Consider the following 12,500-nt stretch of genomic DNA (forward strand, 5'->3'; position numbering starts at 1 on the left):
ACTCACTTTTGAAAACTCTTTCATGACATGTCACAAATAGGCTACAAATAGCAGGAGCCGCCAGTGCTATTCTCGTCGGCGATCTAGAGATCGTCCGGGGCTCCCCCCGGCGCTCCGAGAGCGAGCCGTTGAGGTGACATGGCAGCGAGCAGGTCCATCCGCTTCAAGGTCTCGGTGCTGCTGGTCATCCCGCTCGCCTCACTGGTGGCACTGTGGGCTTTCGCGACGGTCGTGACGGTCGGCGACTCGATGAGCCTGCTCTCCGTCGGCACGCTGTACGACACCGTCGCCAAGCCCGCCGGAGACCTCGGCACCGCGGTCCAGCGCGAGCACATCCTGTCGGCCGAGTACCTGGCCACCCGCTCGGACGCGGACCGCGACACCCTCGTGGGGCAGCGCTCGGTCACCGACCAGGCCCGTGCCCGGCTGCGCCGGCAGACGACCGGGGACGCGGCGCAGGCGGCGATGTCCGAGGAGATGAGGACGCACCACGACGAGCTGATGCGTCAGGTGGGCGCGCTCGACGCGATCCGCGCCAGGGTCGACTCCGGGCGGATCGGCCCGGTGGGCCTCTCCGAGGAGTTCTCCCGGCTGCCGGACGCCCTGCGCCGGCTCTTCAACACCCTGAGCCTCAGCAACGACCTCTCGCTCTACCGCCAGTCGCGCGCCATCACGACGATCAACCATGCCATGGACCTGCTCAGCCGCGAGCGGGCACTCGCCGCGGGCTCGCTGGCGCTCAGGAGCCCGATGACGCCGAGCGAGATGCGGCTGTTCACCCGGCTCTCCGCCAACCGGATCTTCCTCATGGAGCAGGCGCTCCCCGAGCTGGATCCCGAGCTGCGCGCCCCCTTCTCGGACATGATCGCCTCCTCGACGTACGCCCGCTTCATCACCCTGGAGAACCACCTGCTGACCGGCGCCGAGGTGCGGTCCACCGACTGGCGCGCCGCCGGTGACGCGCTGGACGCCGTCTACCAGCGGTCCCTGACGGCGGTCGCCCCCGCGCTCATCGAGCAGGCCACGCCCGCGGCCGTCAGCGTCTTCGTCCGCGCCGGTGTGATCGGCGTGCTCGGCCTCATCGCGGTCGTCGCGTCGCTGCTGGTCTCCTACCGGGTCGGCAGCGGGATCACCAAGGAGCTCGCCGCCGTGCGGCGGGCCGCCGCCGAGCTCGCGCAGGCGCGGCTCCCGAGGGTCATGGAGAAGCTGCGCCGCGGCGACATGGTGGACGTGGAGGCCGAGGCGCCCGCGCTCAGGCCGCCGGGCAGCACGGCCGAGATCCACGACGTCGCCGACGCCTTCAACAGCGTCCAGCGCAGCGCCATCGACGCCGCCGTGGAGCAGGCCAGGCTGCGCGAGGGCGTCTCCCAGGCCTTCCGCAACCTCGCCCGCCGGAGCCAGTCGCTGCTGCAGCGCCAGCTCAAGATGCTCGACGGCATGCAGAAGCAGGCGGAGGATCCCGCGGCGCTGGACAACCTCTTCAAGCTCGACCACCTCACCACCCGCATGCGCCGCCACGCCGAGGGCCTGGTGATCCTGTCCGGCGGGGCGGCGGGCCGCAAGTGGCGCTCGTCGGTGCCGATGGAGGACGTGCTGCGCGGGGCCGCCGCCCAGGTCGAGGACTACGCCCGGGTGCGGATCCACCCGACGGGCGGCACCACCCTGGTCGGCAACGCCGTCGCCGACATGATGCACCTGTTCGCCGAGATCTTCGAGAACGCCACCGTCTTCTCCCCGCCGGGCAGCCAGGTCTCGGTCCGGGGCGAGCTCGTCGGGCGGGGCTTCGCGGTCGAGATCGAGGACAGGGGACTCGGGCTGACCGACGACAAGCGCGCCGCGATCAACGAGCGCCTGGCCAGCCCGCCGGAGTTCGACCCGGCCGACACCGACCGGCTCGGCTTCGCCGTGGTCGGGCTGCTGGCGGCCAGGTACGGGGTCGAGGTGGTGCTGCGCGCCTCGCCGTACGGCGGTACCGGGGTGGTCGTCCTCATTCCCGAGAAACTGCTCGGAGACCCCGAGCCCGTCGAGCAGCCGCTGGAACCGCCGGTGCTCACCGTCATCAGCGTCCGGCCCGAGTCCGCGGAGCAGCGGGCGGAGACCCTCGTGGAGCGGGTGGACCGGCCGGGCGACTCCGGTGAGGTCCCGATCCCCGCTGACCTGTGGAAGCCGCTGCGGCGCGGTGGGGACGGCCTGCCCCGCCGGGTGCGGCAGGCGAACATGCCGCCGCGCCAGGCCCAGGAGTCCCGCTCGCCCGAGGCCGAGGTCGGGGGACGGTCGCCCGAGGAGGCGAGGGCGCTGATGAGCTCCCTGCAGTCCGGGTGGCGGCGCGGGCGCGGCGACGACGAGGACGGCGGTGCCAAGCGATGAGCCGGGACCGTGCGCGCCGCCGCGGATCCCCGGGACCGGGTTCGCCGCGGTCCGGCCCGCGGCCGTGCGCGCGGCCCGGCGACACCCGTGGGAGCGGATTCGCGGGAACGGATTCACCGAGCCGGTGGGGGCCGGCGACCAGCGAGATCATCAGAGGGGAAGGGGTTTAACCACGTGCCGGGTGAGCTGTATTGGCTGCTGGATGACTTCGTCACGAGTGTGGCGGACGTCTCGCACGCGCTGATCCTGTCCAACGACGGGTTGATGATGGCCTCGTCCCGAGGGCTGAGCAAGGAGGACGCCGAACACCTGTCCGCGGTCGCCTCCGGCTTCCAGAGTCTCGCCAAGGGCACCAGCCTGCAGTTCGGCGGCGGTGCCGTACGCCAGACGATGGTGGAGATGGACTCCGCGTTCCTCTTCGTCACCTCCGCCGGTCAGGGGAGCTGCCTGTCGGTCATGACCACCGGCGCCGCCGACGTCGGCCTGATCGCCTACGAGATGGCCCGCCTGGTCACCCGCGTCGGCCAGCACCTGGCCACCGGACCACGGGTGGCCGGCCAATGAAAGACGACGTCGAGTGGGTCGACGAGGAGGCCGGTCCCGTTGTCCGCCCCTACGCGATGACCGGTGGGCGTACCCGGGCGTCGTCGTCCTCGTTCGACCTGCTCGCGATGGCGGTGGCGACCGGAGCGCCGGTCGGCCCCGGGGCGAACCTGGGCTCCGAGCACCGGCGGCTGCTCAACCTGGTCAGGCGGGCACGCCCGATCGTGGAGATCGCCTCGGACGCGGGGCTGCCGGTCGGCGTGATCAAAGTCCTCCTGGGCGACCTGCTGGACCAGGGCCTGATCCAGGTGCGGTCGCCGCTTCCCGCCGCCTCCATACCCCCCGAGAGCCTCCTGAAGGAGCTGATCAGCGGCCTGCGGGCGCTGTGACGCCTCCCGCGACCCCGCTGTGACGCCTCACGCGACCCCGGCGGGCAAGGGCGTCGGGGGCGTCGAGGGCGTCGAGGGCACTGCGCCCAGGCTCGCGACCCCACCGGCCGGCGCGCCCGCTCCGCGGCCGTAGCGCCCGAGCCGGTGTCCGGCCCAGGCGGGGGCCGGGAGTACCCCGGCCCGCTCCTCTAGCTCTGGCTGGCCGTCAGCACCCTCAGGGAGTGCTCCACCAGCGTCACGAGCACCGTCTTCGCCGAGACGCGGCGTCGCACGTCGCAGAGCAGCACCGGCACGTCCATGTCGAGGTCCAGGGCGACGCGCACGTCCTCCGCCTCGTGCTGCTCGGCACCGTCGAAGCAGTTGACGGCCACGATGAACGGCGTGCCGCGCTGCTCGAAGTAGTCGATCGAGGGGAAGCAGTCGGTGAGCCGCCGGGTGTCGGCGAGCACCACCGCACCCAGCGCGCCGTAGGACAGCTCGTCCCACATGAACCAGAACCGCTCCTGGCCCGGCGTGCCGAACAGGTAGACGACCAGGCCCTCCCTGATCGTGATGCGGCCGAAGTCCATCGCGACCGTGGTGGTGGTCTTGCCCTCGACGCCGTCGACGTCGTCGATGCCGATACCGCGGTCGGAGAGGACCTCCTCGGTGCGGAGCGGCCGGATCTCGCTGATGGCGCCCACCAGCGTGGTCTTGCCCACCCCGAAGCCACCCGCGATGAGAATCTTGAGGGCGACGGGTTCGTCAGAGGGCCCGAAGTCCATTGATCACTTCCTTGAGAATGCGCTCGCTCGCGGAGGCGCGCCCGATCGAGATGAGCTTGTGGTCCTGCAGGTCGCCGAGAAGGACCCTGACCACGCCGAGCGGCAGGTTGAGGTCCGAGGCGACGTCGGCGACCGAGGTCGGAGTGGTGACCATGGCGAGGATGCGTTCCTGTTCGGGGCCTGGGACGAATCCCCCGGACGGAGCGCCGCGAGTCGAGGTGACCATCGCGACCAGGTCCAGCTTGTCACCGGAGGAGCGGGTGCGACCCCCGATGAGCGCGTACGGCCGGACGACCGGTCCGGCCTCCTCGTCCATCCAGTTCGTCATCCAGACCTCCAGCACCGGGCTCGGGGATCTAACGGTCCGTCGACGACGCGGCCCTCCGTTCTCTCGCTCACGAGAGACCCTGGCGCGGGTTGGTGGAGATGTGCTGGCCGACCCGCTTGACCAGCATCGCCATCTCGTACGCGATGTGGCCGACGTCGGCGTCGGAACTGCTCAGCACGGCCAGGCAGGTTCCCTGACCCGCGGCGGTGACGAACAGGAACGCCGACTCCATCTCCACGATGGTCTGGCGCACCTCGCCACCGCCGAAGTGGCGTCCCGCGCCGCGCGCCAGGCTCTGGAATCCGGCGGCGACCGCGGACAGATGTTCGGCGTCCTCGCGCAGGAGGCCCTTCGAGAATCCGACGGCCAGCCCGTCGGTGGAAAGGATCACCGCCTGGCGCACCGCGCCCACCCTGGTGATCAGGTCGTCGAGGAGCCAGTTCAGCTCGCCGGTGTTGGTCAATTTGCCGGTCATTTGTCCCCCTTGTCGCCTGTCGTATGGTGCGCGAAGTCATTGTCCTGCTCCTCGCGCCCGCGCCGCGCCCCCGCCTGGAAGGCGGAGAACAGCGCGCGGACCTCGTCCGGCGAACGCTCCTCGCTCGGCTCCGCCCTCGGCTCCGGCTCGGACTCCTGGCGGAGCTGAGGCGCCAGGTTCGCCTGCCGGACCCGGCGGGGCAGGCCGCCCGGCCCCGCGGGGGGCTGTACGGCCGTCTGGCGCGTCGGGCCGCCGTTGCCGACCTTGTCCCGGGCCTGGGCTTCGCGAGGCGTCTCGTGGGTCTCACGGGGCGCCTGGGGCGACCCCTGCGGCGGTGCCGGGGAGGGCGCGTTGGGAGGAGCCTCACGCGCCGCCGCGCCCCAGCCCGTCTCCCGGCCCGCGGGCGGCTGCCCCGCCTGACCCGAGGACGGTGTACGGGCGGGCAGGTCGGTCACCACGCTGAGGGACGGGGCGCCGGGCTGGTCCGGCTGGTCCTGCTGGAAAGGGTGGCCCGGCTGGTTCTGGGAGGCCTGCCTCGTCCTGCGCGGGAGTCCGTTGCCGTTGGCCGGAGGGGCGAACGTGCCCGGCGGGGTGGTCTCGAACGTTTCCTTCTGGCGCGCGGCGGCGCGCTCGGCGGTGAAGGACGTCCGCTCCGCGGTGAGGGCGAGCGGCGAGTCCTGCTGGGCGATCACCGAGCGGGGGATGAGGACGATGGCCGTGGTGCCGCCGTACGGCGAGCCGCGCAGGATGACCTGGATGCCGTGCCGGGAGGCGAGCTGGCCCACCACGAACAGGCCGAGCCGGTCGCTGTCGGCCAGGTCGAACTCCGGCGGGCTGGCCAGCCGCTCGTTGATCGCCGTGTACTCCGCGGTGCTCAGGCCCAGGCCGCGGTCCTCGACCTCGACGGCGAACCCGTTGGCCACCACGTCGCCGCGCACGGTCACCGCGGTCTGCGGCGGCGAGAAGATCGTCGCGTTCTCGATCAGCTCGGCCACCAGGTGGGTGATGTCGGCGACCGCGGCCCCGTCGAGCGAGACGTCGGGCACCGGCACCACGTTGACCCGGGTGTAGTCCTCGACCTCGGCGATCGCGGCCCGCAGCACGTCGACCACCGGAACCGGCTTGCGCCACGTCCGGCCGGGCGCCGCGCCGGACAGGATGATCAGGCCTTCGGCGTGCCGCCGCATGCGGGTGGTCAGGTGGTCCAGCCGGAACAGGTCCTCGAGGCTGTCGGGGTCGGTCGCCCGGTGCTGCATGCTGTCGAGCAGGGTGAGCTGGCGGTGGAGCAGGCTCTGCTTGCGCCGGGCCAGGTTCACGAACACCTGGCTGACACCGCGCCGCAGGTTGGCCTGGCCGACGGCGGCCTCCACGGCGGTGCGCTGCACCGAGCCGAACGCGTGGGCCACGTCGTGCACCTCGGTCGAGCCGCCCGCCTGGATCGGCGGCGCCTCGGCCCGCACGTCGACGTCCTCGCCGCGCCGCAGGCGTTCCACGACGCGGGGGAGCCGCACGTCCGCCAGGTCCAGGGCGGCCGAGCGGAGCCCGGCCAGCTCGGTGGCCAGGCGGCGGCCGAAGCGGACCGAGATGATGATCGACGCGACCACCGCGATCAGGCCGACGCCGCCGGCGATCAGGATCCGGACCATGACGCCGGTGGCGACGTCCTGGGCCCGGTCCGCCAGCTTCTTGGAGGCGGCGAGGTTGACCTGGTCGAGCCAGTTCGAGATCGCGTTCGTGGTCGCCTTCCACGAGCGCGCCTCGGAGGCCAGCCGGCCGCCGGTCGACCCGGCGATGGCCTTCTCCAGGTCGGTGAACTTCCCGAAGGCGGCGGAGGCGAAGGTGTCGCGGTACTGCGCGCCCAGCTCGGGGTCCAGCGAGGCGGCGCCGCGGGCGTGCAGGAAGCGCCGGGTGGCGACGTACTCGCCGAAGGCCTTGCGCTCCGCCTCGGACAGCCGGTAGTCGATCAGCGCCCCGCTGATCAGCGCGTTCTCCCTGGCGATCATCTCGTGGGCGTTGCCCATCCCCTGCATGGCCGCGGCCTGCTGGAAGATCGAGAAATCGGGCACCGCGGCCATCTGGTCGTACACCAGGAAGACCGAGTCGAGGATCTGGTTGTAGTTCGACAGCACGTCCAGCCGCGAGTGCTGCCCGCTGTCGACGCCCGAGCGGACGCTCGGGAGCTTGTCGAGCTGGCGGAGCAGCTCGTCCAGCGAGTTACTCAGTTCCGGGCTGCCGGAATCCTCGCCGACGGCCGCTTTCCTGAACTCCTCGACCGCGCGGTCGGTGCGGACCCGCTGGTCGCCCATCCCGCTCGTGAGGACCCGGGAGCTGATCGCCACCGACGACTGCGTCCGCTCGGCCTGGAGCTGAAGGCCCAGCTCGGTGGAGGTGACGCCCACCGTCTGGTAGAGGGCGTTCGCCTTCAACAGGGCGACCCCGTCGCCGACGGTCAGGTTGAGTACGAAGCCCCACAGCGCGCTCAGCGACAGCAGCGGCAGGAGCAACAGCAAGAAAATCTTGAACCGAATCGAGCGGTTTCTAGAGCTCATGTCCACTCGTCCCAACCCCTGCGCGTGTGGAGGCTCGTGCCGGTTAGGGATGGATACGCCTCCGAAGATCGCACAGGAGACTAGCACCGAATAAGGTTTTTGCGCAGTGGAGGATCCGATGATTAGTGTGATTACCGGGGCTAGTGCCGGAATTGGCGAAGCCGCCTCGGTGGAACTCGCGAGACGCGGGCAGAAGGTAGTTCTGGTCGGCCGTAATCCCGACAAGACGGCGCGCGTGGCGGAAAGGGTGAAGGCGGTCTCCGGGGTACTCCCGGATACGTTTACCTGCGACTACACCCTTTTGGATGATGTGCGAAGGTTGGCGGCGGAACTGCTGTCCCGCTACGAGCGGATCGACATCCTCGTCAACAACGCGGGCGTCATGACGACCAGGCGCACGCTCACGCGCGACGGCCACGAGACGATGATCCAGGTCAACCACCTGGCCCCCTTCCTGCTGACGAACCTGCTGCTCGAACGGGTCGCGGGGCGGGTGATCACCACCACCTCCCGCGCGGGCAAGACCGGGCGCCTGGACCCGTCCGACCTCGACCGCGAGCGGCGGCGCTGGAGCGGCTGGCTCCAGTACGGGGACTCCAAGCAGGCGGGCGCCCTGTTCACCGTGGAGCTGGCCCGGCGCCTCCAGGACACCGGGGTGACCGCCACCTGCTTCCACCCCGGGGTGATCAAGACCGAGTTCGCCCCGTCGACGTTCATGATGTGGATGGTGAAGAACGTTCCCGGCATGGGCGAGACCGTCGAGGAGGGCGCGAGCACCCTGGTCCACCTCGCCACCCACCCGGACGGCGCCGCCCATCCGGGCCGCTACTTCGCCAGGAGCGCCCCCGCGGCCGTTCCCCGGGGAATGCGCGACCCCGCGCTGGCCCGAGCCCTCTGGGACGCGAGCGCCGCCGCCGTCGCGTGACCGTCCACGCGGCGCGGTGACGAGCGGTGACGACGCCGGCGCCGGACGCCCACGGATACGCACAGGTGTCCGCGGGCACCCGGCACCACGGTTCGCGGCGGGGATTTCCCCGCGCGTCACCGGTCGTTCGCCCGATGTTGGGCGGGTCCGGTTACCGTCCGGGGCTGTGAGCGTCACAACCCCGCTGCGGGTCCTCCTCCCGGCCGCCGCGGGCAGGGATCCGTTCTTCGACAACGCCAAGTTCCTGGCGATCACCCTGGTCGTGTCGGGCCACCTGGTCGAGGACCTGCGGGACGTCCCGGTCGCGCACGCCGCCTACCTCTTCGTGTACACGTTCCACATGCCGCTGTTCATCGTGCTCAGCGGCTACCTGTCGCGGAACTTCACCTTCTCGTCCGGCAAGGCGCGCAAGCTGATCAGCACCCTCGCCGTCCCGTACGTGATCTTCGAGCTGATCTACTCGCTGCCCCGCCTCCTCCTGTACGGCAAGCTCGACATCAGCCTCCTCGACCCGTACTACCTGACCTGGTTCCTGATGTCGCTGTTCCTGTGGCGGCTGTCCACACCGGTCTGGCAGCAGCTGCGGTGGCCGCTGGTGGTCGCGGTCGGGCTGTCGCTGCTGTCGGGGATGAGCAGGCTCCCCGACGAGCTGTCGATGAACCGCACCCTCGGCCTGCTCCCGTTCTACGTGCTCGGGCTCATGCTGCGGCCCGAGCACTTCGAGTGGCTCAGGAGGCGGTGGGCCCGGGTCGCGGGCGCGGTCACCCTGGCCGCCGGCGCGGCCCTGGCGCTCGCCGTGCACACCTCCGTGAAGACCGAGTGGATCCGCTGGCGGCACGCCAACGACGTGATCGGGGTGGACGACCTCACCGGCAGCCTGATCCGCCTGGGCATGCTGGCCGCGGGGACGCTGCTCGTCGCCGCGTTCCTGGCGATCACCCCGTCCAGGCGCACCTGGTACTCCGGGCTCGGCATGGCGACCATGTACGCCTACCTTCTCCACGGCCTGGTGGTGAAGGTCGCCGAGCGGTTCTACGGCGACTGGTCCCAGACCGTGCCGGGGGTGGCGGCCGTGGCGCTCTTCGGGGTCGGGCTCGCCGCCCTGCTGTGCACGGCGCCGGTGCGGCGCGTCACCCGCTGGGCGGTCGAGCCCGGTATGAGCTGGGCCTTCACCAGGCTGAGAAAACCAGGCCGAGAGAGCTGAGAGAACCGGCCCGGCCGGATTCGCCGGGCCGATCGGACCGCCAGGGGGTGGTGGCCGGAGCGGGAACGGCCCGCCGGGGGGTGCGGCCGGCCTCGGGACCGGTCAGATCCGGATCGGCCCGCCGGAGGGGCGCGGCGGCCGGCTCTGGAGCTCCGCGACCGCGCGATAGGCGGCGGTGACGGCCGCGTCGGCGCGGGCGGCGGGAACGGAGTCGGAGTTGGCGATCGCGATCCGGCCGTGCGGCCTGCGGGCGACGGCCGCCGGGGGCTGCCCGTCGGGGTAGAAGTCGAGGTCCCACGGGGTGGCGTACTCGGGCGCGTAGCCGTGTCCCCACCGGTTGACCGTGATCGCCTCGATGTCGCGGGCCGCGTCGAAGCCCCCCGGGCCGAGCAGCCGGGTGAGCTGGTCGCGGATGCTGTACTCCAGGTGCTCGTACGGCGTCTCGATCAGGGCGTACCGTCCGGCGACCGAGCCGTGCGCGGGGGACACGCCGGGGGTGACGGGGGTGCTGACCATGTGCACGGCGATCGGCTCCTCGGGCCTCCTCGGGCACCGGTAGCCGCCGAGGTCGGCCGGGTCGTCGAGCTCGGCCACGCACCAGCGGGCGCCGGTGAACCGGGTGCGCCTGATCCCCAGCTCCCGCCAGGCCCGCCAGTCGCGGAGCTGGACCGTCGCGTACAGCAGGGGCACCTTGACCGACCGCCGCAGGGCCGTCCGCTGCGCGGGCGGGAGGTCGCCGACCAGGTAGGGGATCATCGAGTTCCAGCAGGCCAGGATCACGCCGCCCGCCCGCACGGTCCGCACCCGCTCGCCGTCGAAGTAACCGACCGTGGCGCCGGTGGCCGTGTCGGGGAGGCCGTCGTTGGCGGCCGAGACCACCGGGCTGGACAGGCGCACCCGGACCCGGTTGCCCGGCCGGTCGAGCACGTCGTAGTCGAAGCTCGCGGTGGTGACGTCGTTCACGCCGGCGGCCGTGGCGAAGCCGGGGATCATCCGGGCGGCCATCATCCGGACGATCGCCTGGTTGCCCTCGGGGAAGCGGCAGGCGCGCGGTTCGCCCGCGTCCCACTCCTTGATCACGGTCGGGGAGTTGTACCTGGAGGGCTTGGACCTGTCGAGCCCGAGCCCCTGGAACCCCGCGTACCGGTGCTCGTCGGCGCCGCCCCAGGCGTCGATCGCGCCGAAGGCGTCGGAGCCGTAGGCCCACTCGTCGCTCGGCATGGTCCTGACGAACGCCAGCACGTCCGGGTGGACCCCGCAGACGTCCCTGAGGAAATCCGAGTAGGTCAGCCGGGCCAGCCGCTCCTGTTTCTCCTCGGCGGACAGGCCGGGGAACCAGTCGGGCGGATCGCCGTACAGCATGAGCAGGTCCTTTTTGGCCCGCTCCGCGACGGGCAGCTCGGCGATCCACCGGGCGGCGCTCTCGCCGGGCGTGAGCACGACGAGCTTCTCCGCGTTCCCGGCGGGGAAGGCCTCCCGGTCGCAGAAGACGCTGTCGTGCATCCCCATGCTCGCGTACAGTCCCCGTCCTGCGGGTTCCCCGAGCCTCTCGGGGTGGATGCCCAGCTTGGCGAGCAGGTCCCTGCCCTCGGGGGTCCACGCCGACGGGTGCTCCATCGACCGCGAGCCGCCGTACGCGACCAGCGGTCCCTTCCTGGCCGCCGGACGGAACTCGTTGCGCAGGGCGTGCCCGCCGATGTCGTCGTGGTTGTCGAGGATCAGGATCCGTGCGGCGGGGTCGCGCTCCAGCCACCGGTGGGCCGCGCTGAGGCCGCTGATCCCCGCGCCGACCACGACCAGGTCGTAGTGCTCGCCGGTGGGCTTCGGCGTGCCCGCGTACGGCCAGAACCGCTGGTCGCGAAGGGCGTGGGGCACGCTGAGCGCCTCCGCGGTGTCGCCGCGCAGTCCCGTGAGGGACGGCGGATAGGACATGTCAGGTGAAAGCTCCAGAATCTCCGGGGGTGCGGGAGGGGCGTCCTCCCCACCGCCGACCCCGGTCAGCGAGCACGCCGCCGCGATCCCGGTGGCCGCGATCACCCCATCGAAGAAGTCTCGACGGGAGATGGGACGGTCCATGCCGAGTTCCAGGGCCTTACGGGGATTGATCTCGTGAGGATCGGTCATGGGGCGATCATCACGATGTGAATGGATCGGCGGGGCTGCCTCGCTGCGTTTTCGGGAAGTTTTTACCCGGGCCATTAACGCGCTGTCGTGACATCTCCTACATGAGAGTCATGTCATGGTGGCTGGGAATTAAAGGGGGAGAGGGGGTGATGCGGCTTCGGTGCCGCCTGGGCTTATCCGATCCGGGAAAAGCAGCCCGCGCCGCGAGTGGCCCGGTACGCGCCCCACGCCGCCCTCGGGTCGATCTCACCACGTTCCCGCTGCTCCGCGCCCTTCCGGTGTCGCTTGCCCGGGATTTCGCGGGGCGGGGAAGGTGTGTCATCTGGATTACCGGATAATCCGGAACGTTATGGTCAGTCGGCTCGTTATCCGTATAAAATCAAACCAGGGGATTCGCGATGGATCCGGCGCCTCCTGTCGCCGGGCGGTGAGGCGCGGCGTGCCGGGGGTGGCGTCCGCATTCGCTTTTTCCCTTTGACGGATGCCACGGGGAGTACCGCGTGATCGGTAAGCAGGGAAGAGTCACCGGAAGGATCGGCCCGGGCCTGGTCGGGGAGGTGATGGTGGCGGTCCGCGGGGGCGTCGAGGCGTTCTACGCCCATCCGACGGTCCCGGACGAGGAGATCGCCCCGTCCTCGATCGTCGTGGTCGTCGAGTTCTTCCCACCGCGCACGATCTACGTCGCCCGCGCGCTCCCCTGACCCCTTTGCGACCCGCCCCCCGGCTCCTTTCGCCCCGGCTCCCCCGAGCCCTCCAACCCCCCGCTCCCCCGAACCCGATCTCCCTTGCTCTCCCTCACTCTCCCCTGCTCTCCCCCACACCGCGGAGGCCG

The 12,500-nt window shown here is 71.2% G+C and carries 11 protein-coding genes; 6 read left to right on the forward strand and 5 right to left on the reverse strand.

Annotated elements, in window-relative coordinates:
- The first annotated feature begins 138 nt into the window (after nt 1–138).
- From ACVCAG_RS12465 to ACVCAG_RS12475, 3 genes are all read left to right on the forward strand, one after another.
- On the forward strand, nt 139–2,367 hold the full coding sequence (locus tag ACVCAG_RS12465) for a nitrate- and nitrite sensing domain-containing protein (protein ID WP_440083753.1): 2,229 nt from the start codon (nt 139–141) through the stop codon (nt 2,365–2,367).
- 174 nt (nt 2,368–2,541) lie between these two features.
- Entirely contained in the window at nt 2,542–2,931 is a 390-nt protein-coding gene (locus ACVCAG_RS12470; protein WP_344745811.1) for a roadblock/LC7 domain-containing protein, read from the forward strand.
- Nucleotides 2,928–3,299: a DUF742 domain-containing protein gene (locus tag ACVCAG_RS12475; RefSeq protein WP_440067661.1), complete on the forward strand. Its 372-nt coding sequence runs from the start codon at nt 2,928–2,930 to the stop codon at nt 3,297–3,299. Before ACVCAG_RS12470 ends, ACVCAG_RS12475 begins: the two co-directional genes overlap by 4 nt.
- Before the next feature lie 188 nt (nt 3,300–3,487).
- Here ACVCAG_RS12475 and ACVCAG_RS12480 read toward each other — a convergent pair whose 3' ends face one another.
- The 4 genes from ACVCAG_RS12480 to ACVCAG_RS12495 form a co-directional block, all read right to left on the reverse strand.
- Nucleotides 3,488–4,063, reverse strand: a complete 576-nt coding sequence (locus ACVCAG_RS12480; RefSeq protein ID WP_362689690.1) for a GTP-binding protein — start codon at nt 4,061–4,063, stop codon at nt 3,488–3,490.
- Nucleotides 4,044–4,391 carry a DUF742 domain-containing protein gene (locus ACVCAG_RS12485; RefSeq protein WP_362689693.1) on the reverse strand — a complete coding sequence of 116 codons (348 nt, stop codon included), beginning with the start codon at nt 4,389–4,391 and terminating at the stop codon, nt 4,044–4,046. The genes ACVCAG_RS12480 and ACVCAG_RS12485 overlap by 20 nt, the downstream gene beginning before the upstream one ends.
- 67 nt (nt 4,392–4,458) lie before the next feature.
- Nucleotides 4,459–4,866: a roadblock/LC7 domain-containing protein gene (locus ACVCAG_RS12490; RefSeq protein ID WP_440067665.1), complete on the reverse strand. Its 408-nt coding sequence runs from the start codon at nt 4,864–4,866 to the stop codon at nt 4,459–4,461.
- Nucleotides 4,863–7,376, reverse strand: coding sequence for a nitrate- and nitrite sensing domain-containing protein (locus tag ACVCAG_RS12495; protein WP_440083754.1), 2,514 nt, complete (start codon nt 7,374–7,376; stop codon nt 4,863–4,865). Before ACVCAG_RS12495 ends, ACVCAG_RS12490 begins: the two co-directional genes overlap by 4 nt.
- A 157-nt stretch (nt 7,377–7,533) precedes the next feature.
- Between ACVCAG_RS12495 and ACVCAG_RS12500 the strand changes: the two genes are divergently transcribed.
- Entirely contained in the window at nt 7,534–8,340 is an 807-nt protein-coding gene (locus tag ACVCAG_RS12500; protein ID WP_440083981.1) for an SDR family NAD(P)-dependent oxidoreductase, read from the forward strand.
- A gap of 166 nt (nt 8,341–8,506) precedes the next feature.
- Nucleotides 8,507–9,544 carry an acyltransferase family protein gene (locus tag ACVCAG_RS12505; RefSeq protein ID WP_447189840.1) on the forward strand — a complete coding sequence of 346 codons (1,038 nt, stop codon included), beginning with the start codon at nt 8,507–8,509 and terminating at the stop codon, nt 9,542–9,544.
- Nucleotides 9,545–9,646: 102 nt separating this feature from the next.
- Here the strand turns inward: ACVCAG_RS12505 and ACVCAG_RS12510 are convergent, their stop codons facing one another.
- Nucleotides 9,647–11,668 (reverse strand): NAD(P)-binding protein, encoded by a 2,022-nt coding sequence (locus ACVCAG_RS12510; RefSeq protein ID WP_447189841.1) that lies wholly within the window; start codon nt 11,666–11,668, stop codon nt 9,647–9,649.
- A 500-nt stretch (nt 11,669–12,168) separates the two neighbouring features.
- Here ACVCAG_RS12510 and ACVCAG_RS12515 point away from each other — a divergent pair, with 500 nt between their 5' ends.
- Nucleotides 12,169–12,369, forward strand: coding sequence for a hypothetical protein (locus ACVCAG_RS12515; RefSeq protein WP_362689711.1), 201 nt, complete (start codon nt 12,169–12,171; stop codon nt 12,367–12,369).
- Nucleotides 12,370–12,500 lie beyond the last annotated feature (131 nt).

It is taken from the genome of Streptosporangium sp. G12 (assembly GCF_052983175.1).